Consider the following 23,579-nt stretch of genomic DNA (forward strand, 5'->3'; position numbering starts at 1 on the left):
TCAGTGCTGGTAGCCGTAGACGCCGCGCGCCTGGTCACGTACGAGACGGCCCTGTTCGAGCTCGATGACTCGCTTGCGCATCTGGTCGACGATGTTCTGGTCGTGGGTCGCCATGAGGACGGTGGTGCCGGTCCGGTTGATCCGGTCGAGCAGCTTCATGATGCCGACGGAGGTCTGCGGGTCGAGGTTTCCGGTGGGCTCGTCGGCGATGAGGAGAGCGGGCCGGTTGACGAACGCCCGGGCGATGGCGACGCGCTGCTGCTCACCACCGGAGAGCTCACCGGGCCGGCGGTCCTCCTTGCCGCCGAGACCGACGAGGTCGAGGACCTGCGGCACGGCCTTGCGGATCTCACCGCGCGGCTTTCCGATGACCTCCTGGGCGAACGCCACGTTCTCGGCGACGGTTTTGTTGGGGAGCAGCCGGAAGTCCTGGAAGACGGTGCCGAGCTGGCGGCGCATGTGCGGCACCTTCCAATTCGACAGCCGCGCCAGATCCTTGCCGAGGACGTGCACCTGCCCATGGCTGGCGCGCTCCTCCCGCAGGATCAGCCGGAGAAAGGTGGACTTTCCGGAGCCGGAGGATCCCACCAGGAAGACGAACTCACCCTTCTCGATCTCCAGGGAGACATCCCTGAGGGCGGGGCGGTTCTGCTTCGGGTAGGACTTGGAGACACTGTCGAATCGGATCACGGGTGCACCACGGTCGGCAGGGAGTAGGTGTGCGTGACCATACGCGAACGGGGATGACCCGTGCAGTCGCGGTCAGGTCTTACGTCCTTTATCCTTTTTGTCCCCCGGGGCGGAACGGGTGGAATCCGACGGGGCGCGCCGAAAGCCCGAAGAGCTGGCACAGTGGTAGGGGAACGGTTGCGTTTCCCAGAGCGTTGTGCGGAGGGAACCGCCACGCGGGAGGAGGAAAAGCGCATGACCTACGACCGACTGGTGTGCGCGAACTGCGCGGCCCCGGTCGCCGAGGGCCGCTGCCCCGTGTGCCGGGCGAACCGTGAACGTCTTCAGCAGCAGGGACCGCTGGGTGGCCTGTCCCCCACGGCGCTGCTCACGCTTCTGGTGGTACTGATCGCGGCGATGACGCTGCTGGCGGCGTACCGCACGGCGTAGAACGAACTACGGAAGGGCCCGGGGTGCGAACTGCACCCCGGGCCCTTCTGTCGCTTACGGGCGATTACGCGGCGGTACGACCGCCGGCGACGAGACGCGGCAGCATACGGAAGCCGATGCCACCCGCGATCATGGTCGCGGCCCCGATCAGCAGGAACGAGGTCTCGGCGGCGCCGGTCTCGGCCAGCTCCTCCTTGGCCTTGCCCTGCTCGACCGGCTGAGAGCCGACGTTGTTGGTGCCCGGATTGTTGTCCACGCACTCGGCGCCGTCGAGGTCGACGGTGCAGGTGCCGGGGTTGCCACCGGTGGAGCCGTTGGAACCGTTGCCGGAGGTGCCCTCGGAGCCACCCTCGGAACCGCCCTCGGAACCGTTCGAGCCGCCCTCAGAGCCGTTGGAGCCGGTCGAGGTGCCGGTGGACGTGCCGGTGGAGGTACCCGTCGACGTGCCCGTCGAGGTGCCCGTGGACGTACCGGTCGACGTACCCGTGGAGGTACCCGTCGACGTACCCGTCGAGGTGCCCGTGGACGTACCGGTCGAGGTGCCGGTGGACGTACCGGTCGAGGTGCCGGTGGACGTGCCGGTGGACGTGCCGGTCGACGTGCCCGTCGAGGTACCCGTCGACGTACCCGTCGAGGTGCCCGTGGACGTACCGGTCGAGGTGCCGGTGGACGTGCCGGTCGACGTACCCGTGGACGTACCCGTCGAGGTACCCGTGGACGTACCCGTGGACGTACCGGTCGACGTACCCGTGGACGTACCGGTCGACGTACCCGTGGAGGTACCCGTCGACGTACCCGTGGACGTGCCCGTCGACGTACCCGTGGAGGTACCCGTGGACGTGCCCGTCGAAGTACCCGTGGAGGTACCGGTCGACGTACCCGTCGAAGTACCCGTCGAGGTGCCCGTCGACGTACCCGTCGTGGTTCCGACGATCGTGTTGCCGTCGGTCGTGTTGCCGTCGGTCGTGCCGCCCTGGGTGTCGTTGATACCCAGGCCCACCTCAACACCGTTGCTGTTGGCCTCGACCTCGGCGTTGAGGCCCGCGACCTCGATGCCGACGGCCGAAGCGGCGCCCGCCGCGGTCAGGGACGCACCGGCGGCGATCACCGCGCCTGCGGCTATCCGCGCCACGCGGACCCGCGTCTTCTTGGTCATCTGCTCGCTACCCCCAGTAGCTCAATCTCGTTATTGGAGCAGCGCCCGGGGCCACAGGCATCGGGAGTTGAGTTCTGGCCCCCCGTCCACACACGCCCCAGAAATGCGCATGCCATTCGTCACCCTGGCGAGTTTCCGTAGACCCGTCAAGGTCGTTGCGCGTGCGATGCCTGGATTGACCCCACTTGCCCGGCCTGCACGAATGCAACTGTGACGTAAACGCGGAACTTCGGCCCCGCTCAACCCAGTTCCCTTGTCGACAAAGCGAGCCGCAAACCAACTTTCCCCTTGCGCCCGCGAATTCCCACGCGTACCCACGCGCACCCGCAGGCACGCGAACGGCGCCGCACCCGCTGCTCGCGGATCCGGCGCCGTAGACGCTCGATGTTCGTACTGCGGTTACTTCTCCTGCTGCTTCCGCCAGCGGATACCGGCCTCAAGGAAGCCGTCGATCTCGCCGTCGAGCACGGACTGCGGGTTGCCGACCTCGAACTCCGTCCGCAGGTCCTTGACCATCTGGTACGGGTGGAGGACGTACGAACGCATCTGGTTGCCCCACGAGCTGCCGCCGTCGCCCTTGAGGGCGTCCATCTTGGCGCGCTCCTCCTGGCGCTGACGCTCCAGCAGCTTCGCCTGAAGAACGTTCATCGCGCTCGCCTTGTTCTGGATCTGGGAGCGCTCGTTCTGACAGGAGACGACGATGCCCGTCGGGATGTGCGTGATGCGCACCGCGGAGTCCGTCGTGTTGACGCCCTGGCCACCCGGGCCAGATGCGCGGTAGACGTCCACGCGCAGGTCGGACTCGTCGATCTCGACGTGGTCGGACTGCTCGACGACCGGGAGGATTTCCACGCCCGCGAAGGACGTCTGGCGACGGCCCTGGTTGTCGAAGGGGGAGATACGGACGAGGCGGTGGGTGCCCTGCTCGACGGAGAGCGTGCCGTAGGCGTACGGCGCCTTGACGACGAAGGTGGTCGACTTGATGCCGGCTTCTTCCGCGTACGACGTCTCGTAGACCTCGGTGCCGTAGTTGTGCCGCTCGGCCCAGCGCAGGTACATGCGCTGAAGCTGCTCCGCGAAGTCGGCGGCGTCGACGCCACCGGCCTCGGCGCGGATGTTGACCAGCGCCTCACGCTCGTCGTACTCGCCGGAGAGGAGGGTGCGGACCTCCATCTCGTCGAGCGCCTTCTTCACGGACTCCAGCTCGGCCTCGGCCTCGGCACGGGTGTCCGGGTCGTCCTCGGCCTCGGCGAGCTCGAAGAGCACCTCGAGGTCGTCGATACGACTCCGGAGCGCCTCGGTCTTGCGGACCTCGGCCTGGAGGTGGGAAAGCTTGCTCGTGATCTTCTGCGCCGCCTCCGGGTCGTCCCAGAGGGACGGGGCCGCGGCCTGCTCCTCGAGCACGGCGATCTCTGCCCTCAGCTTGTCGAGGTCCAGGACGGCCTCGATCGACCCCATGGTCGAGGAGAGGGACTTCAGCTCTTCGGATACATCGACGACTGCCACGCGTCCAGCGTAACGGCTCGCGCCCACAGCCAGTCCCCCCGGACGCGACTAGGGCTGCTCGGGTGTGGACTGCTTGGAGTCCTGCGGCGTCGCTCCGGCGTCGTCGCCGCTGGTCGCGAGCCAGCCGCCGATACCGACCGCGGCCGCCAGGGCGGTGCCCGCGAGGGCGAGGGTGAGGCGGCGTTTGCGAACCGTTTCCGCCTTGTGGCGGGCCGCGCCGGGGCGGGGGGTGCCGGTGGGGCGGGGGACGCGGGCGGTGCCGCGGGGGCCGCCGGAGAGTTCGTCGGGGGCCGGGACCCGCATCGAGGTGTGGGTGTCGCGGTTGGAGTCGGGGGCCGAGCCGGGGACCAGGGGGACCGCGCCGCGGCGGCGGGGCTCGCTGGGGAGGGTGGGGTACTCCGGCTCCTCGTACGCCTCGGTGGGCTCCGCGTCGGGCTCGTCGACGTCCAGGGGCGGGATACCGGCCAGGAGAGGCAGGACGTCCCGCAGGCGGCTGGCCAGCTCGGAGGCGCGCAGGCGGGAGGCGGGGGCCTTGGCGAGGCACTGGACGAGCAGCTGCCACAGCTCTTCGGGGATGCCCGGGAGCGGGACGACCGTCTCGGTGACGTGGCGGCGCAGCACGGCGCCGGGGTGGCCACCCCCGAAGGGGGTGAAGCCGGCCAGCAGCTCGTACAGGACGGTGGCGAGGGCGTAGATGTCGACGGCGGCGCGGGGCGGCAGGCCCTCGACGATCTCGGGGGCGAGGTAGTCCGGGGTGCCGATGATCCGGGTCGCCTTGGTGCGGCGGGGGGTGTCGATGAGCTTGGCGACGCCGAAGTCGGTCAGGAGGGCGGGGTGGGAGCCGCCGGGGCCGAGCGGGCCCTCCATGTCGAGCAGGATGTTCTCCGGCTTGACGTCACGGTGTACGACTCCGGCGGCGTGCGCGGCGGCCAGGCCGTCTGCGACGTCGGCGATGATGGCGACGGCGGCCTCGGGGGCGAGACGGCGCTCGCGGTCGAGGCGGGTGCGCAGGTCGGTGCCGCGGACGAGGTCCATCACGAGCGCGAGGTCGTTGCCGTCGACGACGAGGTCGCGGACGGACACCACGCGCGCGTGGTCGAGCCCGAGGAGCGCGGTGCGCTCCTGGACGAACCGCCCGACGAGCTCCTGGTCGGAGGCGAGGTCCTCGCGCAGCAGCTTGATCGCTACGGGGCCCTCGGGGCCTTCCCCGAGCCACACCGTGCCCGCGCTGCCGCGGCCCAGGATCTGGTGGGCGGTGTACCGGCTGCCGATTTTCCGTGCCAAGACTGCTCCCTCAGCGGCTGGCGTTCGCGACAAAGTTACGCGGCATCAGGCGCTGGTCTCGACTTCCGAGGGGAAATCACCCCTCGGAAGTCGACAAATCGACAGTGTTACTGCCCCGTACCGCCTGTCTCGCCCGTACCACCGGTGCTGCCGGCGTCGGAGCCCAGCTCGGAGATCCAGCCGGTCACGGTCGAGATGCCGTCGCCGATGGCCTGCCAGTAGCTCTTGCCCTGGGCGATCCAGTCCTGGAGCGGGGTGAGCTCCCAGATCAGCCATCCGGCCACCACGAACAGGATGATCGTGAACAGGCAGCCCTTGAGGCAGCCCAGGCCCGGGATGCGCATCGGGTTGGCGCCGCGCTGGCGCGGCGGTCGCGGCTCGCGGGGCGGGCGCTGGGCCGGAGGCTGCTGCGGCGGCGCGTACTGCTGCTGCGGGGGCGGCGGGGCGTACTGCTGCGGCTGAGGCTGCTGGTACTGCGGCGCGGGCGCGTACTGCTGCTGGTGCTGGGGCGGCCGCTGCGGCTGCCGCTGCGGCGGCTGGGGCTGCTGCTGGTACTGCGGCGGCTGCGGGGGCTGCTGCGGCCGGCGCTGGGGGCGGCGGCGCAGCGGGTCGTCGTTCGGGTCCAGGTACTGGACCTGGGTCTGCTCGTTGCGGTCGCGGGCCGCGCGCAGCTGGTTCTGCCAGGGGTGCGGTTCCTCCGGCTGCCCGGGGGACTGCGGCGGACCGTCCGGATGCGGGGGTACGGGGGGCATGACCGCGGTCGCGTCGGCGGCGCCCGGCGCGCCGGCGGGCAGGACGCTGGTGGCGGCCGCCGGGTCGTACTGGGAGGCGCCGCTCGGGAGCACCTGGGTCGGGTCGGCCGCGCCCGGGGTCTGCGGGACCGGCGCGGGGGCCGGGTCGGGCGCGAGCAGCGCGCCGACGCCCTCGGCGGCCTCGATCTGCGCGGGCGTGGCGTGGACGCCGATGCCCGCCGCGACCGTGCGCAGTCCGCGGGCGAGGTTCTCGGCGCTGGGCCGGTGGTCCGGCTCCTTGCTCAGGCAGCGCTCTATGACCGTCCACAGGGGGCCCGGGACGGTGGAGGGGCGCCGGGGCTCCTCGCTGAGGTGGCGGTGCAGGACCTCCAGGGCCGTGCCGCCCGCGAACGGGGGCCGGCCGGTGACCAGCTCGTAGAGCAGGATGCCGGCGCCGTAGATGTCCACGGCGGAGGTCTGCGGGCGGCCCTCGGCGGACTCCGGGGCGACGTACGCGGGCGTGCCGACGAATTCGTGGGTGCGTGTCAGGCCCGGGGAGTCGGCGAGGCGTGCGATGCCGAAGTCGGTGAGCATCGGGTGCATCTGGCCGTCGCGCTCGGCGAGCAGGACGTTGGCCGGCTTGAGGTCGCGGTGGACGACGCCGTCGGCGTGGCTGGCGGCGAGCGCGTCGGCGATCTGGGCCGTGAGCAGCGCGGCGGCGACCGGGGTGAGCGGCCCGCTCTCGCGGATGTAGCGGTGCAGGTCGGGGCCTTCGACCAGGTCCATGACGAGGGCGAGGACATCGCCTTCGACGACCAGGTCGCGGGTGCGCACGATGTTGGGGTGCGTCAGCCGCAGGAGGACCGAGCGCTCCCGCAGGAAGCGCATCACGATGTCCGCGTCGTTGGCGAGCTCCTCCTTGAGGACCTTGATCGCCACGGTCTCGCCGGGCTGGCCCGGCACGGCGGCCTCGGCGCCCGCCGTCTCCCTCTGGCGGGCTCGCCAGACGGTGCCCGTGGCGCCGCGTCCGAGCGGCTCCTCGAGCAGGTACTTGCTGCCGACTGGCCGCACGTCACGCGCTCCCTGCTGATCGTGGTCCTTGCGAGTCCGGTCCCGGGTCCTCGTGGATCGGTTTCCGTCTTCCTGATCTGTTTCCTGATCTGTGACCCGCCTGGGTGTCCGACCTACTTTAGTGCCGCCGAACGGATCACAGGTCGGTCCTCCGGGGGTCCGGAACGGGACCTTCTTTTGTCCGAAACAAGACGCGTGGGTACCAGGGATGGTTGCCGCACCTGATCGGAAGACGTACCCAAGCAGGCATTTTCGGTCGTCAAGCCGATCGGCCGACGATCGCCCACGGACCATTCAAGATCACTTAGGGGCGGCCCACGGGCGTGTTGTCAGTGGCAGGTGCGAGGATGCACACAGCACGTCGCATCGTGGGGTCGGGAGCCTCGCGAAAGGGGTGGGAACCCCGCGATCCGTGCAGACCTGTACCGGACGACGCGTCCGTGCCGGGTGGGGGGAATCCAGGGCGGCTCCCCTGCCGGGCACCCCGCGCAGAAGGGACCGCTGGACGATGCAGATCCGGCTGACCGTCCTCGCGCCGCACAGCGGTGCCTCCGCGGCACGCGCCTGCGACGTGCTCGTCACCGCCCCCGCGGGCACCGCTCTCGCCGCGGTCGCCTCCGGGCTCGCCACGGTGGTCTCCGGTCCCGACACCTCCGGCGCGGTGGTGCTCTACGCCGGTCAGGAGCGGCTCGACGCCCAGCGCTGCGCGCTCGGCGAGCCCCCGCTGGTCGACGGGGCGGTCCTCTCCCTCCAGGTTCCCGGCGGCGGCGACGCCCCCGCCGTGGACGCCCCCGCCCAGCTCCATGTGGTCGCCGGACCGGACGCGGGCGGGGTGCATCTGCTGCACGGCGGACAGATCCGGATCGGCCGCTCCGCCGACGCCGACGTCCCCCTCGACGACCCGGACGTCTCCCGCATCCACTGCGCGATCACGGTCGCCGACGACGGCCGGGTCACCGTCGCCGACCTCGGTTCCACCAACGGCACCTCGCTCGATGGCACCGACGTCGGCACGCGCCCGGTGCGGCTGGCCCCGGGCGCGCTGCTGCGGGTCGGCGAGTCCGCCCTGCGGCTGGCCGGGCCGGGGGCCGGAACGGACAAGGTGCCCACGACCCCGGACGGCGAGGGCCATCTGCGCATCTGCCCGACGACGGCCGGGGAGTACGGCGCGGGCGCGGCACCCGGCCCGTACGGCACCGGCGCGGCGGGCGGCCCGGCGGCGGGTGAGAACGGCGTCCGGACCGCCCCGAGTGGCGGCACCCCGGGCGGCGGCAGACCGTACGGCTCCGGGGGCCTCACGCGCGCGACCGGCCCCAGCAGTGACTCGTACCTCGTCGAGGGCGTCGTCGAGGGCGTCGTCGAGGGCGGGACGGAGACGGCCGACGGCGGGCACGCGCGCGCCGGGGAGTTCGACGACGCCGACGGTGAGCGCGAGGCGCACAGCCGTACGCGCGCTCCGCGCCCCCAGGCCACCCCCGCGCGCGGGACCCGGCTGCCCGAGGGCGTCGCCCGTAAGCGGGGCATAGGGGCGTGGGCGCGGCGGCTCACCGGCGGCCGGGGCGATCTGCCCGCCGCGACGGACGCGGGCGCGGGCGCGGCGGCCGCCTCGGCCCTTGACCGGCGGCCCGTGCCCGAGACCTGGCCCGACCCGGCCGCCGTGCTGCTGACCGCGCTCGGCCCCGGCCCCCGTCTCTGGGAGCGCGGTGTCGGCCACCCCGAGGCGCTCGTCGTCCGGCTCGGGACCGCCGACCGGGCCGATCTGGCCGGCGTGCCGGTGACCGTCGCGCTACGGGAGGCCGGTTCGCTCGGTCTCGCCGGGCCGAAGGACCGGCTCCCCGGGCTCGCCCGGTCGGTCGTCGCCCAGCTGGCCGCGCTGCACTCCCCGGCCGACCTGGAGATCGTGCTGATCAGCGCCGACCGGACGCGCCCGGTCGAGGAGCGCCGCCGCGCCTGGGGCTGGCTCGGCTGGCTCCCCCATCTGCGGCCCGCCCATGGCCAGGACTGCCGTCTCCTCCTCGCGTACGACCGCGACCAGGCCGCGGCCCGCACGGCCGAGCTGACCCGCCGCCTCGACGACGGCCCGCTCGGGCCCGGCTGGGCCAGCGCCGACCGCAAGGCGGTCGCGGAGGCCGCGGCACGCTTCGAGGGGCCGTACACCGTGGTGATCGTGGACGGCGACCCTGGTTCGGCGGCGCTGCGGGAGACGACCGCGCGGCTCGCCGGGGCCGGGGCGGCCGCGGGGATCCATCTGATCTGCCTGGCCGACGCCCCGGCCGCCTCGCCGCTCTCCCCGGTCGCCGCCACCTACGAGACCGCCTGCGCGCAGTCCCTGGCCTTCCGCGAGTGCGGCGCGGTCGGACTGTTGAGCGGCGACGTGGCTACGGCGCTGCGGCTGCTGCGCACGGCCGGCGGCCAGGCCGCCGGGCACGGCACGCTCGCCACGGTGGACGCGGTCTCCGTGGCCTGGGCCGACCGGTTCGGCCGGGCGCTGGCCCCCCTCCGCACGGAGGGGACGGGGGGCAGCGGCCGTGGGGCCGCCGCCCTGGCGCTGCCGCCGTCCGCGCGGCTCCTGGACGAGCTGGGTCTTGCCCGCGCCACGCCCGCGTCGCTGATGGCCCGCTGGGCGTCGGCGCCGGAGGGGACGCTGGTCCTCGGCGCGGGGCCGCGTGGTCCGGTCGCCGTGGACCTGACCGCCGAGGGCCCGCATCTGCTGGTCGAGGGACCGGCGGGCAGCGGTCGTACGGAACTGCTCCGCTCGATCGCCGCCTCCCTGGCCGCGGGCGGCCGGCCCGACCGTCTCGCCCTGCTCCTGGTGGACGGCGCGGGCGGCGAAAGGGGCGACGGCCTCGCCCCCTGCACCGACCTCCCCCATGTCACCGAGCACCTGGTCGCCAGCGACCCCGTCCGGATGCGGGACTTCGCCCAGGCCCTGGGCGCCGAGCTGAAGCGCCGGGCCGAGATCCTCGGCTCCGAGGACTTCGCCGCGTGGCACACCCGCCAGGAACTCTCCGCGCGGCTCGTGGGCCAGCGGGCGCCGAGCGCGGCCGAGCACACGTCCCGCCCGGACGACGGCGTGCCGACGCCCGGCGCCGTCGCCGACCGGCAAACCCAGGACGCCCGTGCGCCCGAGACCGGCCGCTCGGCCGGTCAGGCCGACCACGGCGCCGCCGAGCACGCCGGAGCGGACCATCCCTCCGGGGGCGGGCGCCTCGCCGTACGGACCGATGCCCCGGCCCCCGCCGGTACGCCCGGCCGTCCCACCCTGCCCAGCCAGGCCGGGCCCGGCGACGGGCGGCACGGCGAGGGCGGACCTGGGGGCAAGACGACGGCGCTGCCCCGGCTCGTCGTACTCGTCGACGACTACGACGCGCTCGTCGCGCCCGCGCTCGGATCCACCGGCCGGCCCTCCGCCGGGTCGGTCGTACGCGCCTTGGAGGCCATCGCTCGCGGCGGCGCCCGGCTCGGGGTGCATCTGATCGCGGCCTCGGGACGCCCGGAGCGGACGGCGGACACGGAGCTGGCGCACGGCGCCCGGCTGCGGGTGGTCCTCGACGCCCCCGGTACGGGAGGGCCCGACGAACCGTCCCCCGGACGGGGACGGCTCGGGCACCCGGACGGCCGGGTGACCCCCTTCCAGGGCGGTCGCGTGACCGGCCGTATCCCCCGTACGGCGACGATGCGGCCCACCGTGGTGCCGCTGGAGTGGGAGCGGATGGGCGATCCGCCGACCCGTCGGCCGGTGCGTGAGCTGGGCAACGGCCCGACGGATCTGGCGCTCCTCGCCAGCGCGCTGGAGCGCGCGGCCCGCTCGGTGGACGCCACCCCACCCGTCCCGCTCAGCCCGGCGAGCCGCACCTGAGCCACACCTCAGCCGGCCCTGCGCCTCACCCGAGCCGCACCTGACCCCACGTCACGAGCCCATCACGATCACCCACTTGCGGAGGAAGGCGGTATTGCGGGTCCCTGACGGCCGGGCTAGACCTGTCGGACGGGACGAGCACGCGCACGAAAGAGACGGGGCATCGATGCGACGTACACCTCTTCGTCAGCGAAGCAAGACCGCAGGGCACACCCCCCGGGCCGCGATGGCCGTCACGGCCGTCACCTCACTGGCCCTCGCCCTCGCCGGGTGCGGCGCGGACGGCGGCGGCAAGGACCCGAAGTCCTCGCCCAGCAGCGGCAAAAGCACCGGCGCCACCCTGTCCTTACCGTCCCTCAAGGGCGAGAAGATCCAGGTCGCGGCCGTGTGGACCGGCCCGGAGCAGGAGAACTTCACCAAGGTCCTGAAGGAGTTCGAGAAGCGGACCGGCGCGACGGTCACCTTCGTACCGGCCCAGGACCCGATCGTGAACTTCCTCGGGACGAAGATCGCGGGCGGCAGCCCGCCGGACGTGGCGATGCTCCCGCAGGTGGGGGCGGTCCAGCAGGCCGTGGCCCGCAAGTGGGCCAAGCCGGTCGGCCCGGAGGCCAAGGCACAGCTCACGGCCAACTACTCGAAGGGCTGGCAGGACCTCGGTGCGGTCGACGGCACCCAGTACGGCGTGTACTTCAAGGCCGCCAACAAGTCCCTGATCTGGTACAACAACGCCGCGTTCGAGAACGCGGGCGTGAGTGAGCCGAAGACCTGGAAGGACTTCCTGTCGACGGCCGAGACCGTCTCGGCCTCCGGGGTCACGCCGGTCTCGGTCGGCGGCGCGGACGGCTGGACGCTCACCGACTGGTTCGAGAACATCTATCTCTCGCAGGCCGGACCGGCCAAGTACGACCAGCTGGCCAAGCACGAGATCAAGTGGACCGACCCGTCGGTGACAGCGGCGCTGACCACCCTGGGTGAGCTCTTCGGCAAGCCGAATCTGATCGCGGGCGGGGCGAACGGCGCGCTGCAGACCGAGTTCCCGCTCTCGGTCACCCAGACCTTCACCGGCGGCGACCAGCCCAAGGCGGCGATGGTCTTCGAGGGCGACTTCGCGGCGATCAACATCGCGCAGACCCCGGCCAAGATCGGCACGGACGCGAAGGTGTTCCCCTTCCCGGCGGTCGGCGGCGCGGCCCCGGTGGTGACCGGCGGCGACGCGGCGGTGGCGCTGAAGGACACCAAGGGTGCCCAGGCCCTGCTGACCTTCCTGGCCTCGGCGGACGCCGCGAAGATCTGGGCGGAGGCGGGCGGTTTCCTCTCCCCCAACAAGGCGCTGGACCCGGGCGCGTACCCGAACGACGTGCAGCGGGAGATCGCCAAGGCCCTGATCGCGGCGGGCGACGACTTCCGGTTCGACATGTCGGACCAGATGCCGCAGTCGTTCGGCGGCACGCCCGGCAAGGGTGAGTGGAAGGCGCTCCAGGACTTCCTCAAGAACCCCAAGGACATCCAGGGCACCCAGCAGCGGCTGGAGGCCGACGCGGCCAAGGCGTACAAGAGCTGACGCCGTGGGCTCCCCTTCGGTGAAGGATGCCGGTACGCAGGCCCGTGCCGGCATCCGTATCCCCCGCGCCAGGGGCGTGACCGGCACGCGCAGGAGCGTCGCGGCGGGCTTTCTGCTGCCGGCGCTGGTGCTGCTCGGCGCGCTCGTCGTCTACCCGATCGGGTACTCGGTCCAGCGGTCGTTCTTCGACCGCGACGGCAACTCCTTCGTCGGCCTCGGCAATTACGTCGAGATCTTCACCGACGACACGATCCTCACCGCGGTCAAGAACAACGCGATCTGGGTGGTGTTCGCACCGGCCGTCGCCACCGCCCTCGGTCTGATCTTCGCCGTGCTGACCGAACGGGTCCGCTGGGGCACGGCGTTCAAGCTGATCGTCTTCATGCCGATGGCCATCTCGATGCTCGCGGCCGGGATCATCTTCCGGCTGGTGTACGAGCAGGATCCGGAGCGCGGGGTCGCCAACGCCGTCTGGGTGGGCGTGCACGACACCTTCGCCGAGTCGTCCGTCTTCCCCAAGGCCCGTCCGCTGCCGGTGCATCCGCTGAAGGCGGCCGGCGACGGCGCGTACCTCACCAAGGAGCCGGTGCGCGCGGGCAGTCCGGCGCGGCTGCCGCTCGTCGGGGTCGCTCCGGCGCAGATGCCGGGGGACGCGAAGCCGGCGAAGGTGCCGCAGGCGCCCGCCGAAGGGGTGTCGGGCACGGCCTGGCTGGACTTCACCCGCGGGGGCGGCGGGAAGCCGAACGCCGTCGACGTCCAGGAGCTGGGTCTGAAGGGCCTGCGGATCGAGGCGGTGAAGGACGGGAAGGTCGTCGCCGCCACGACGGCGGCGGCGGACGGCACGTTCGCCCTGCCCGCGGCCGCGGACGGGGCGCTGCTGCGGCTGCCGGGCAGCAACTTCCGGGAGCAGTACAACGGCGTCGACTGGCTCGGCCCCTCGCTTGTCACCCCGGCCATCATCGGCAGTTACGTGTGGATGTGGGCCGGGTTCGCGATGGTGCTGATCGCCGCGGGTCTGGCGAGTGTGCCGCGTGAGCTGATGGAGGCGGCCCGGGTCGACGGGGCGAACGAGTGGCAGGTCTTCCGCCGTGTGACGGTCCCGCTGCTCGCCCCGGTGCTGGCGGTGGTCCTGGTGACCCTGATGATCAACGTGCTGAAGATCTTCGACCTGGTCTTCATCATCGCGCCGGGCTCGGCCCAGGACGACGCCAATGTGCTGGCGCTTCAGTTGTACCGCTCGTCGTTCGGCACGGACGCGGACCTGGGGGTGGGCAGCGCCATCGCGGTGCTCCTGCTGTTGCTGGTGATCCCCGTGATGCTCTTCAACATCCGCAGGATGCGAAGGGAAGGCCGACGATGAGCTCTCTGGGGTCCCGGATCGCCGCGCGCACCGCGGGCGGCGCCCTGCGTGTCTTCCTCATCCTGGTCGGCCTGTTCTGGCTGATGCCGACGGTGGGGCTGCTGCTGTCCTCCCTGCGCGGCCCGGCCGACATCGCGTCGGGGGGTTGGTGGCAGGTCTTCACCACCCCGGCGCAGCTGACCACCGAGAACTACTCGGCGCTGCTGGCCAACGACACGATCACCGACTCGTTGCTCTCCACCATCCTGATCACGGTTCCGGCGACGCTGCTGGTCGTGGTGGTCGGCTCGCTGGCCGGGTATGCCTTCGCGTGGATGGACTTCCCGGGGCGCGACTGGTGGTTCCTGGTGGTCGTGGGGCTTCTGGTGGTTCCGGTGCAGGTGGCGCTTGTGCCGGTGTCGAAGCTCTTCGGTGAGATCGGGATCTTCGAGACGACGCTCGGTGTGGTGCTCTTCCATGTCGCGTTCGGGCTGCCGTTCGCGATCTTCCTGTTGCGGAACTTCTTCGCGGAGATCCCCCGGGAGCTGCTGGAGGCGGCCCGGCTCGACGGGGCGGGTGAGATCCGGCTGTTCACCCGTGTGGTGCTGCCGCTCGGCGGCCCGGCCATCGCCTCGCTCGGCATCTTCCAGTTCCTGTGGGTCTGGAACGACATGCTGGTCGCGCTGATCTTCGCGGACTCGGAGTCGCCGCCGATCACGGTCGCGCTCCAGCAGCAGGTACGGCAGTTCGGCAACAACATCGATGTGCTGGCGCCGGGCGCGTTCGTGTCGATGGTGATTCCGCTGGCCGTCTTCTTCGCCTTCCAGCGGCAGTTCGTGTCCGGGGTGATGGCGGGCGCGGTGAAGTAGGCGGGCACGTACGGAGGTCGGCGGCCTCAGGCCTTGAGCGCCCCCACCGCCGCGCGCGCCAGGTCGTCCAGGTAGCCCTTGGGCAGTTCCGTACGGACCACGACCAGGCGCCAGTAGAGCGGTCCGACGATCAGGTCGAGCGCCCGGTCCGGGTCCGTGCCGGCCGGCAGGTCGCCGCGGGCGACGGCGTCGTGGACGACCTGGGCGACCACGCCCTGCTGGCTGTCCAGCAGGGCGGCCTTGATCGCGTCGGAGATCTCGGGGTGGCGGGCGGCCTCCACGAGCAGGTCGGGGATGACCTGGGAGGCGACCGGGTGGCGCAGGGCGTGCGCGGCCACCTCCAGCAGGGCGCGAACGTCGCCGTGGAGCGAACCGGTGGCAGGGGCCGGCAGCCCCTGGGTGGCCACCGCGCCGACCAGGTCGAGGACGAGCGACAGCTTGGACTTCCAGCGCCGGTAGACGGCGGTCTTGCCCACGCCCGCGCGGCGGGCGATGCCCTCGATGGACATCCGGGCGAAGCCGACGGCGGCGAGCTCCTCGAAGACGGCGGCGCGGATCGCGTCGGTGACGTCCTCCCGGAGCACGGCGGCTCCGGCGGGGGCGCGTCGGGGCGTGCCGGTCGGCTCTGGGGTCATGGCCAGGATCATAGCCAACACCTTCGTGACGACGAGACGGTTGCGTTCCGACGTACGAGCGTCCTACTCTCGCCGTAGCGACGATACGGGTCCGTCCCGTCGTTGCTCTCGACGCACTCCGCCGTCGGAAGTGAGGACAGTGACCACCCGTACGACCCCCGCCCCCGCCCCTGCCCCCGTCACGACGGCCACCCCCGCGCTCCCCGGCCAGGACCTGCGCGCGCTGGCCCTGCGCCACGGGCTGACAGTCAGCGGCGCGCGCCCCTCGCTCCCCGCGTACGTCCGCGGGCTCTGGTCCCGCCGCCACTTCATCGGCGCGTTCGCGACGGCCCGGCTCACGGCCCAGTACAGCCAGGCGCGCCTCGGCCAGCTCTGGCAGGTGGCGACCCCACTGCTGAACGCCGCCGTCTACTACGTGGTCTTCGGCGTCCTGATGAACGTCCAGCGGGACATCCCGGACTACGTCCCGTTCCTGATCACGGGCGTCTTCGTATGGACCTTCACGGCGCAGTCGATCAACGCCGGCACGCGCGCGATCAGCGGCAACCTCGGGCTCGTACGGGCCCTGCACTTCCCCCGCGCGTCCCTGCCCATCGCGCTCGCGCTGCAACAGCTCCAGCAGCTCGCCTTCTCGCTGGGCGCGCTCGCGGTCATCCTGTTCTGCTTCGGCGAGTTCCCGACCTGGAACTGGCTGCTGGCCGTGCCCGCCCTCGCCCTCCAGGCGCTGTTCAACACCGGTCTCGCGCTGGTCATGGCCCGGATCGCGGCCCGTACGCCGGACGTCGCGACACTGATGCCGTTCGTGCTGCGCACCTGGATGTACGTCTCCGGTGTCATGTGGAGCATTCACCACCTGGAGGCCGCCGGTCGGCTGCCGCACGCGGTGCTGACGCTCCTGAAGTGCAATCCGGCGGCCGTCTACATCGATCTGATGCGTCTCGCGCTCGTCGAGAGCTTCACCGCCGACCAGCTGCCGCCCCATGTGTGGACGCTGGCCCTCGGCTGGGCGCTGCTGCTGTTCGTCGGCGGCTTCATCTATTTCTGGCAGGCGGAGGAGACCTACGGCCGTGGCTGAACGCACCCCCACCGTCGTCGCCGACGGGGTCCACATCACGTACACCGTCCAGGGCGGCCGCGCCGGCAAGGGCGGCGCCACCTCGGCGCTCAGCCGGATCGCCACCCGCCGGGCCGCCCCCGGGGCCCGTACGGTCCACGCCGTGAAGGGCGTCAGCTTCGCCGCGTACAAGGGCGAGGCGATCGGCCTGATCGGGTCCAACGGCTCGGGCAAGTCGACCCTGCTCAAGGGCATCGCCGGGCTGCTGCCGACCAGCGAGGGCCGGATCTACACCCAGGGGCAGCCCTCGCTCCTCGGGGTGAACGCCGCGCTGATGAGCGATCTGTCCGGGGAGCGCAACGTGGTCCTCGGCGGTCTCGCGATGGGCATGTCCCGCGCCCAGATCAGGCGGCGCTACCAGGAGATCGTGGACTTCTCCGGGATCAACGACAAGGGCGACTTCATCTCGCTGCCGATGCGGACGTACTCCTCGGGCATGGGCGCCAGGCTGCGCTTCTCCATCGCCGCCGCCAAGAGCCATGACGTGCTGCTGATCGACGAGGCGCTGGCGACCGGGGACGCGGCCTTCCGCCGCCGCAGCCGGCAGCGGATCGAGGAGCTGCGGGCGCAGGCGGGCACGGTCTTCCTGGTCAGCCACAGCAACTCCGCCATCACCGAGACCTGCGACCGGGCGCTGTGGCTGGAGGCGGGGACGCTACGGATGGACGGCCCGGCGGCCGAGGTCGTCGAGGCGTACCAGGCCTTCACCGGGAAGAAGTGACCTGCGGACCGAAACAGGCGCAGAACAGGCGTAAAACCGGCGCAAAAGGAGGCTAGAAGGAATTAAAACGATCAAATACGGCTAAAGTCCGCCTCGATGAAGACGCATCGGTTCCGCTCCCGCCGCGCGGCCCGCGCACCGCGCACCCCGCGAAGTCCCCACGGGTCTTCCAGTCCCCTCAGCGCCCTCAGTCCCGTCTCCACGCTCACGTCCCACCTACCCATCGGGACGCTCGGGTCCCTCACGCCCCCGGGGGAGGTGGACACCTCCGCCGAGCGACGCGCCCGCGCGGCCCTGGGCATCCTGTGGGCGCTCACGCGCACCGGCATGCTCATCCTGCTGCTTCGGGACAGCCTCGGCGTACGGGGCGTCGCGCGCGAGGTCTACGTCCTCTACCACTGGTGGTACAGGCACCTCACCGAGGGCTCCTTCCCGGTCGACGACGTCACCTGGCAGTACCCGCCCGGCGCCGGGCTCGTCTTCCTCTCCCCCGCGCTGCTGCCCTGGCTGACCTACTTCCAGGCCTTCGTCGTCCTCACCCTGCTGGCCGACGCGGCCGTCTCCGTCGCGCTCGCCCGCGCGGGCACCCAGGGCGCCTGGGTCTGGGTCGCCGGGCTGCCTCTGCTGCTGCACGTGCCCCTGGCGCGCTACGACGTACAGGTCACCGCCCTCGCCGTGTTCGCCCTGCTCGCGCTGGGCGCCGGCCGCTCCCGGCTCGCCGGCGTCCTCGCCGGGTTCGGCGCCATGGTCAAGATCTGGCCCGTGCTCGCCCTGACCGGCGCGCCCCGGGGCCGTACCACCCGCGAAAGCTTGTTCGCCGCGGCCGTCACCGTCGTCGCCCTGCTCGCCGTCCTGTCCATCGGCTTCTCCCACAGCCTGGACTTCCTGCACCAGCAGGGCAGCCGGGGCGTCCAGATCGAATCGCTCGGCGGCACGGCCCTGGCGCTGGCCCATGCGATCGCGGACTGGCCGGGCTCGGTCGCCTACCGCTACGGCGCCTTCGAGTACGTCGGCCCGTACGTCTCCAGCGTGGCCCGCCTCGCCCTGCTGCTTACCCTGGCCGCCCTCTGCTGGCTGGTGTGGTGGCGCCTGCGGGCCCGGCGCTGGAACCCCGCCGTCCCCTTCGACGCCGCGCTCGCCGCCGTCCTCCTCTTCACCGTCACCAGCCGGGTCATCAGCCCCCAGTACATGATCTGGCTGCTCGGCCTGGCCGCGGTCTGCCTCACCTCGCGCCACACCAGCCAGCGCACGGTCGCCCTGCTGCTCCTGCCCGCCGCCGGGCTGAGCGCGCTCGCCTACCCCGTGCTGTACGAGGAGGTGCTCACCGGCTCCGCGCTCGGCTGCGTGGTGATGGTGGCCCGCAACGGCCTGCTGCTCGTGGCGGCGCTGCTGTCGTGCCGACGGCTGTGGCTCGCTACCACATAGCGCAGGGCGCCCACCGGCCGGAACCGGTGGACGCCCTGATTACGAAGGAGTGAACCCCGAAGGGCTCACGCGACCCTCACACGGCCCCTCAGGCGTGCGTACGCAGCAGCTGACGCATGGTCCGCATCGCGACCGACAGGTTCGCCAGGTCGAAGGCGTCCGAGCTCTGGATCTCCTCCAGCGTCGTGCGCGCCCGGCCCAGGATGGCCGCGTTCTTCTGCTCCCAGGCCTTGAACCGCTCCTCCGGCGAGGCGGCGCCGTTGCCCGCCGACAGCACGTCCGAGGTGAGCGCCGCGTGGGCGGCGTACAGGTCCTCGCGGATGGAGGCACGGGCCATCGACTGCCAGCGGTCGTTACGCGGCAGCTCGATGATCCGGTCCATCAGCTGGGTGATCCGCAGCCGGTCGGCCAGGTCGTAGTAGACCTCGGCGACCGCCATCGGCTCCTTGCCCGTACGGTCCGCGATCGCGACGATGTCGAGCGTCGGGAAGGCCGAGGAGAACCCGGCGACCCGCAGGGCCAGCTCCTCCGGGACGCCCGCCTCGGTCAGCTCGTCCACGATCGACTGGTACCACTCCAGGTCCGCGCCGCGCAGCATCTGCGGGAGCTCCGACCAGACGTGCTCCACCCGGTCCGCGAAGAACTCCACGGTCTCGGCGAGCTCCAGCGGCTGCGGCCGGTTGCCCAGCAGCCAGCGCGTACCGCGCTCGACGAGCCGGCGGCAGTGCAGCCGGATCCGGGTCTGGACATCGGCGGCGACCTTGTTGTCGAGCGCCTCGACGGCGTCCCAGACGGCGTTCAGGCCGAAGATGGCGCGGGCCGCGGTCTGCGCCCGGACGATCTCCTCGATCGACGCGCCGGTCTCCTCCCGCAGCCGGTGCAGGAAGGTCGAGCCACCGGTGTTGACGGTGTCGTTGACCAGGATCGTGGTGACGATCTCGCGGCGCAGGGCGTGCCCGTCGATCGCGTCGGGGAACTTGTCGCGCAGCAGCGACGGGAAGTACGCGTGCAGCAGCTCGCGCAGGTACGGGTCGTCCGGCAGGGAGGTCCGGATCAGCTCCTCCGCCACCGTGATCTTGGTGTAGGCGAGCAGGACGGCGAGCTCCGGCTGGGACAGGCCCTTGCCGGCGTTGAGCAGCTCGCGGATCTGACGGTCGTTGGGCAGGAACTCCAGGCTCCGGTCGAGGTGTCCGTCGCGGCCCAGCCGGCGCATGAAGCGCTGGTGGGCGTGGAGCAGCGACGGCGACTGGGTGACGGCGTTGGCCAAGGCCACGTTCTGCGCGTAGTTGTTGCGCAGGACCAGGGCACCGACCTCGTCGGTCATCTCCGCGAGGATCTTGTTGCGCTGCTTGACGGTCATGTCGCCGTCGGAGACCAGGCCGTTGAGCAGGATCTTGATGTTGACCTCGTGGTCGGAGGTGTCCACACCGGCGCTGTTGTCGATCGCGTCGGTGTTGATCCTGCCGCCGTGGCCGCCCGCTCCGACGCGGGCGAACTCGATCCGGCCGAGCTGGGTCAGACCCAGGTTTCCGCCCTCGCCGACGACCTGGACCCGCAGGTCCTCGCCGTTGACCCGGATGGCGTCGTTGGCCTTGTCGCCGACGTCCGCGTGGGTCTCGGCGGACGACTTCACGTACGTACCGATGCCGCCGTTCCACAGCAGGTCCACCGGCGCCTTCAGGACGGCCTTCATCAGCTCGGCCGGGGTCATCTTCGTGATGCCCGACTCGATGCCGAGGGCGGCCCGCATCTGCGCGTTGACCGGGATGGACTTGGCCGTACGGGGGTGGATGCCGCCGCCCTGGGACAGCAGCTCCGGGTTGTAGTCGGCCCAGGAGGAGCGGGGCAGGTCGAACAGGCGGCGCCGCTCGGCGTACGAGGTGGCGGCCTCCGGGTTCGGGTCGATGAAGATGTGGCGGTGGTCGAAGGCCGCGACGAGCCTGATGTGCTCGGAGAGCAGCATGCCGTTGCCGAACACGTCACCGGACATGTCACCGACGCCGACGACCGTGAAGTCCTCGGTCTGGGTGTCGTGGCCCAGCTCCCGGAAGTGGCGCTTGACGGACTCCCAGGCGCCGCGCGCGGTGATGCCCATGCCCTTGTGGTCGTAACCGGCGCTGCCGCCGGAGGCGAAGGCGTCGCCGAGCCAGAAGTCGTACTCGATCGCGACGTTGTTGGCGATGTCCGAGAAGGTCGCGGTGCCCTTGTCGGCGGCGACGACCAGATACGTGTCGTCCTCGTCGTGGCGGACCACCTCGGCCGGCGGGACGACCTCGCCCGCGACCATGTTGTCGGTGATGTCGAGCAGCGCCGAGATGAATGTCTTGTAGCTCTCGATGCCCTCGGCGAGCCAGGCGTCACGGTCGGCGGCCGGGTCCGGGAGCTGCTTGGCGACGAAGCCGCCCTTGGCGCCCACGGGCACGATGACGGTGTTCTTCACCATCTGTGCCTTGACCAGGCCGAGAATCTCCGTACGGAAGTCCTCACGCCGGTCGGACCAGCGCAGGCCGCCGCGCGCGACCTTGCCGAAGCGCAGGTGCACACCCTCGACCCGGGGCGAGTACACCCAGATCTCGAAGGCCGGGCGGGGCGCCGGCAGGTCCGGGATGGCCTGCGGGTCGAACTTCATCGACACGTAGTCGTGCGGGGCACCGTCGGCGGTCTTCTGGAAGAAGTTGGTCCGCAGCGTCGCCTTGATGACGGTGAGGAAGGAGCGCAGGATGCGGTCCTCGTCCAGGCTCGCGACCTGGTCCAGGGCGCCGTCCAGCTCCTCCAACAGGCCGTCGATCAGCTCCGTGCCGGCCCGCTGCCGCTCCGGCGACATCCGCGCCTCGAAGAGCGAGACGAGCAGCCGGGTGGTGTGGACGTTGTTGCGGAGGGTGTCCTCCATGTAGTCCTGGCTGAAGGTCGAACCGGCCTGGCGCAGGTACTTGGCGTAGGCGCGCAGCACCATCGCCTCGCGCCAGTTCAGCCCGGCGCTCAGGACCAGGGCGTTGAAGCCGTCGTTCTCGGCGCGGCCGGTCCAGGTGGCGGCGAAGGCCTCCTGGAACCGCTCCCGGGCGTCGTCGCCGAGGTAGTCGCCGTTGGTGCTGGGCATCCGCAGGCCGAAGTCGTAGACCCAGGCCTGGGTGCGGTCGGCACAGCGCAGCTCGTACGGGCGCTCGTCGACGACCTCGACGCCGAGCCGGTTGAGGACCGGCAGCACGGCGGAGAGGGAGACCTGCTCACCGGTCCGGTAGATCTTGAAGCGGCGCTCGCCGGGGCCGCTGCCCACGGGCTCGTAGAGCGAGAGCGCGAAGTCCTTCTTGGTGCGGTCGAGCTGCTCCAGGTGGACCAGGTCGGCGACGGCCGCGCGCGGCGAGTGGTCGGCCTTGTAGCCCTCGGGGAAGGCGTGGCCGTAGCGGCGCAGCAGCTCCGCGGCGCGCTCCTCGCCCAGCTCGGCGTTGAGGGCCTCGGCGAAGCCGTCGGCCCAGGAGCGGGCGGCCTCGACGAGCCGGGTCTCGATGCGGTCGACGTCGGCGTCGGTGAGCGCGGTCAGCTCCGTGCCCGGCGGGACGCGGACGACGAAGTGCAGCCGGGACAGGATCGACTCGGTGTTCCAGGCGGTGAAGTCGACGCTGGTGCCGCCGAGCTCCTCCTTGAGGATGTCGATGATCCGCAGGCGCACGCCGGTGGTGTAGCGGTCGCGCGGCAGGTAGACCAGCGCGGAGTAGTAGCGCCCGTACTCGTCCTGGCGCAGGTACAGCCGCAGCCGGCGGCGCTCCTGGAGGTACAGCACGGAGGTGACGATCGAGCGGAGCTCGTCGACGGGGGTCTGGAAGAGCTCGTCGCGCGGGTACGTCTCCAGGATCTGGAGCAGGTCGCGGCCGTCGTGGCTGTTGGGCGAGAAGCCGGCGCCCTCGAGGACCTCGGCGACCTTGCGCCGGATGACCGGGACGCGGCGGACGGACTCGGTGTACGCGGCCGAGGAGAACAGGCCGAGGAAGCGCCGCTCGCCGACCACGTTGCCGTCGGCGTCGAACTTCTTCACACCGACGTAGTCCAGGTACGACGGGCGGTGGACGGTGGAGCGGCTGTTGGCCTTGGTGAGGATGAGCAGCTTGTGCTCGCGGGCCTTGGCGCGCGCGTCGGCCGGGAGCCGGCTGAAGGAGGGCGAGACGGGGTGGGCGTGGTGGTCGTCGCCGGAGTGGTGCGGGTCGGAGCGCAGGATGCCGAGGCCGGTGCCGGGGACGGCGGCCAGCGCGTCTCCGTTGACGAGGTCGTACTCGCGGTAGCCAAGGAAGGTGAAGTGGTCGGCGGAGAGCCACTGGAGCAGCTCGCGGGCCTCCTCGACCTCGGTCGGGCGCAGGTCGGAGGCGGTCGGCTCGTCCGGCAGCGACTCGGCGATGCGCAGCGCGGCGTCGCGCATCTTCTCCCAGTCCTCGACGGTCTCGCGGACGTCGGACAGGATGCGCAGCAGGTCGGTGGTGATCTGCTTGAGGTCGGCGCGGTCGGTCTCGCGGTCGATCTCGACGTGGATCCAGGACTCGACGAGGGCGTCGTGGGGCAGCTCGCCGCGGGGCTCCGTGGTGAGGACCTCGATGAGCTTGCCGGTGACGTCGCGGCGGACGACGAACTGGGGGTGGATCACGACATGGATGCCACGGCCCTGGCGGGAGAGTTCGTTGGTGACGGAGTCGACCAGGAACGGCATGTCGTCGGTGACGACCTCGACGACGGAGTGGCTGCAGGTCCAGCCGTTCTCCTCGACGGTGGGCGTGTGCACGCGGACGTTCGCGGTGCCCTGCGGGCGGTTCTCCGCCAGCCGGTAGTGCGAGACCGCGGCGCCGAAGACGTCGACAGGGTCGCGGTCCGTGAGGTCCTCGGGAGCGGTGTGCAGGTAGTAGCGCTGGAGGTAGTCGAGCAGGGTGTCCTGGCTGGGACGCTCCCCGTTGTCTGACCCCGTCGGAAGTTGCCCCCCGACCGGGCTGTTCTCAGCTACCCGGGCGGCCCGTGCGAGCAGCTCGGCCTTGGCTTCGTCCAGCTTGGTCTGCATGTCCTCTGGCTCCTGTCGCGCGCCGTTGCGTGACGTAGGGGAAAGAAATGACACAACGCCACGACGCGGGGTCTCCGGTCGAGGTCGACGTTATGCCGGGATGAGAGATCTCCGGGCCGTTATAGGCCAATCTTGGCGGCGAACCCGGACAGGG

The 23,579-nt window shown here is 71.6% G+C and carries 15 protein-coding genes; 8 read left to right on the plus strand and 7 right to left on the minus strand.

Annotation, left to right across the window (positions count from 1 at the left end; genetic code table 11):
- Nucleotides 1-690, minus strand: coding sequence for a cell division ATP-binding protein FtsE (gene ftsE, locus ACZ7LT_RS06000; RefSeq protein ID WP_019886767.1), 690 nt, complete (start codon nt 688-690; stop codon nt 1-3).
- Between the two features lie 234 nt (nt 691-924).
- Here ftsE and ACZ7LT_RS06005 point away from each other — a divergent pair, with 234 nt between their 5' ends.
- Nucleotides 925-1,119, plus strand: coding sequence for a hypothetical protein (locus ACZ7LT_RS06005; RefSeq protein WP_471234716.1), 195 nt, complete (start codon nt 925-927; stop codon nt 1,117-1,119).
- Nucleotides 1,120-1,183: 64 nt separating this feature from the next.
- On the opposite strand, the gene ACZ7LT_RS06010 is transcribed toward ACZ7LT_RS06005, so the two are convergent.
- The 4 genes from ACZ7LT_RS06010 to ACZ7LT_RS06025 form a co-directional block, all read right to left on the minus strand.
- Nucleotides 1,184-2,275, minus strand: coding sequence for a hypothetical protein (locus tag ACZ7LT_RS06010; RefSeq protein WP_471234717.1), 1,092 nt, complete (start codon nt 2,273-2,275; stop codon nt 1,184-1,186).
- Between the two features lie 399 nt (nt 2,276-2,674).
- Nucleotides 2,675-3,781: a peptide chain release factor 2 gene (gene prfB, locus ACZ7LT_RS06015; protein WP_189204980.1), complete on the minus strand. Its 1,107-nt coding sequence runs from the start codon at nt 3,779-3,781 to the stop codon at nt 2,675-2,677.
- Nucleotides 3,782-3,829: 48 nt separating this feature from the next.
- Nucleotides 3,830-5,065: a serine/threonine-protein kinase gene (locus ACZ7LT_RS06020; protein WP_471234718.1), complete on the minus strand. Its 1,236-nt coding sequence runs from the start codon at nt 5,063-5,065 to the stop codon at nt 3,830-3,832.
- Between the two features lie 107 nt (nt 5,066-5,172).
- On the minus strand, nt 5,173-6,867 hold the full coding sequence (locus ACZ7LT_RS06025) for a serine/threonine-protein kinase (protein ID WP_471234719.1): 1,695 nt from the start codon (nt 6,865-6,867) through the stop codon (nt 5,173-5,175).
- Nucleotides 6,868-7,375: 508 nt separating this feature from the next.
- Between ACZ7LT_RS06025 and ACZ7LT_RS06030 the strand changes: the two genes are divergently transcribed.
- From ACZ7LT_RS06030 to ACZ7LT_RS06045, 4 genes are all read left to right on the plus strand, one after another.
- Nucleotides 7,376-10,726, plus strand: a complete 3,351-nt coding sequence (locus tag ACZ7LT_RS06030; protein WP_471234720.1) for an FHA domain-containing protein — start codon at nt 7,376-7,378, stop codon at nt 10,724-10,726.
- A gap of 226 nt (nt 10,727-10,952) precedes the next feature.
- Nucleotides 10,953-12,287: an ABC transporter substrate-binding protein gene (locus tag ACZ7LT_RS06035; protein ID WP_471234800.1), complete on the plus strand. Its 1,335-nt coding sequence runs from the start codon at nt 10,953-10,955 to the stop codon at nt 12,285-12,287.
- A gap of 19 nt (nt 12,288-12,306) precedes the next feature.
- Nucleotides 12,307-13,647, plus strand: coding sequence for a carbohydrate ABC transporter permease (locus tag ACZ7LT_RS06040; protein ID WP_471234801.1), 1,341 nt, complete (start codon nt 12,307-12,309; stop codon nt 13,645-13,647).
- A complete protein-coding gene (locus ACZ7LT_RS06045) occupies nt 13,644-14,495 on the plus strand; it encodes a carbohydrate ABC transporter permease (protein WP_471234721.1) in 852 nt (283 codons plus the stop codon). Before ACZ7LT_RS06040 ends, ACZ7LT_RS06045 begins: the two co-directional genes overlap by 4 nt.
- Before the next feature lie 26 nt (nt 14,496-14,521).
- On the opposite strand, the gene ACZ7LT_RS06050 is transcribed toward ACZ7LT_RS06045, so the two are convergent.
- Nucleotides 14,522-15,142 (minus strand): TetR/AcrR family transcriptional regulator, encoded by a 621-nt coding sequence (locus ACZ7LT_RS06050; RefSeq protein ID WP_471234722.1) that lies wholly within the window; start codon nt 15,140-15,142, stop codon nt 14,522-14,524.
- A 118-nt stretch (nt 15,143-15,260) separates the two neighbouring features.
- Here ACZ7LT_RS06050 and ACZ7LT_RS06055 point away from each other — a divergent pair, with 118 nt between their 5' ends.
- The 3 genes from ACZ7LT_RS06055 (at nt 15,261) to ACZ7LT_RS06065 (ending at nt 18,390) form a co-directional block, all read left to right on the plus strand.
- Nucleotides 15,261-16,205, plus strand: coding sequence for an ABC transporter permease (locus ACZ7LT_RS06055; protein ID WP_471234723.1), 945 nt, complete (start codon nt 15,261-15,263; stop codon nt 16,203-16,205).
- Nucleotides 16,198-16,965, plus strand: coding sequence for an ABC transporter ATP-binding protein (locus ACZ7LT_RS06060; RefSeq protein WP_471234724.1), 768 nt, complete (start codon nt 16,198-16,200; stop codon nt 16,963-16,965). The genes ACZ7LT_RS06055 and ACZ7LT_RS06060 overlap by 8 nt, the downstream gene beginning before the upstream one ends.
- Nucleotides 16,966-17,292: 327 nt before the next feature.
- On the plus strand, nt 17,293-18,390 hold the full coding sequence (locus tag ACZ7LT_RS06065; protein WP_471234802.1) for a glycosyltransferase 87 family protein: 1,098 nt from the start codon (nt 17,293-17,295) through the stop codon (nt 18,388-18,390).
- Between the two features lie 88 nt (nt 18,391-18,478).
- Here ACZ7LT_RS06065 and ACZ7LT_RS06070 read toward each other — a convergent pair whose 3' ends face one another.
- Nucleotides 18,479-23,425 carry an NAD-glutamate dehydrogenase gene (locus ACZ7LT_RS06070; RefSeq protein ID WP_471234725.1) on the minus strand — a complete coding sequence of 1,649 codons (4,947 nt, stop codon included), beginning with the start codon at nt 23,423-23,425 and terminating at the stop codon, nt 18,479-18,481.
- Nucleotides 23,426-23,579: the final 154 nt, after the last annotated feature.

It is taken from the genome of Streptomyces sp. NPDC039465 (assembly GCF_055639315.1).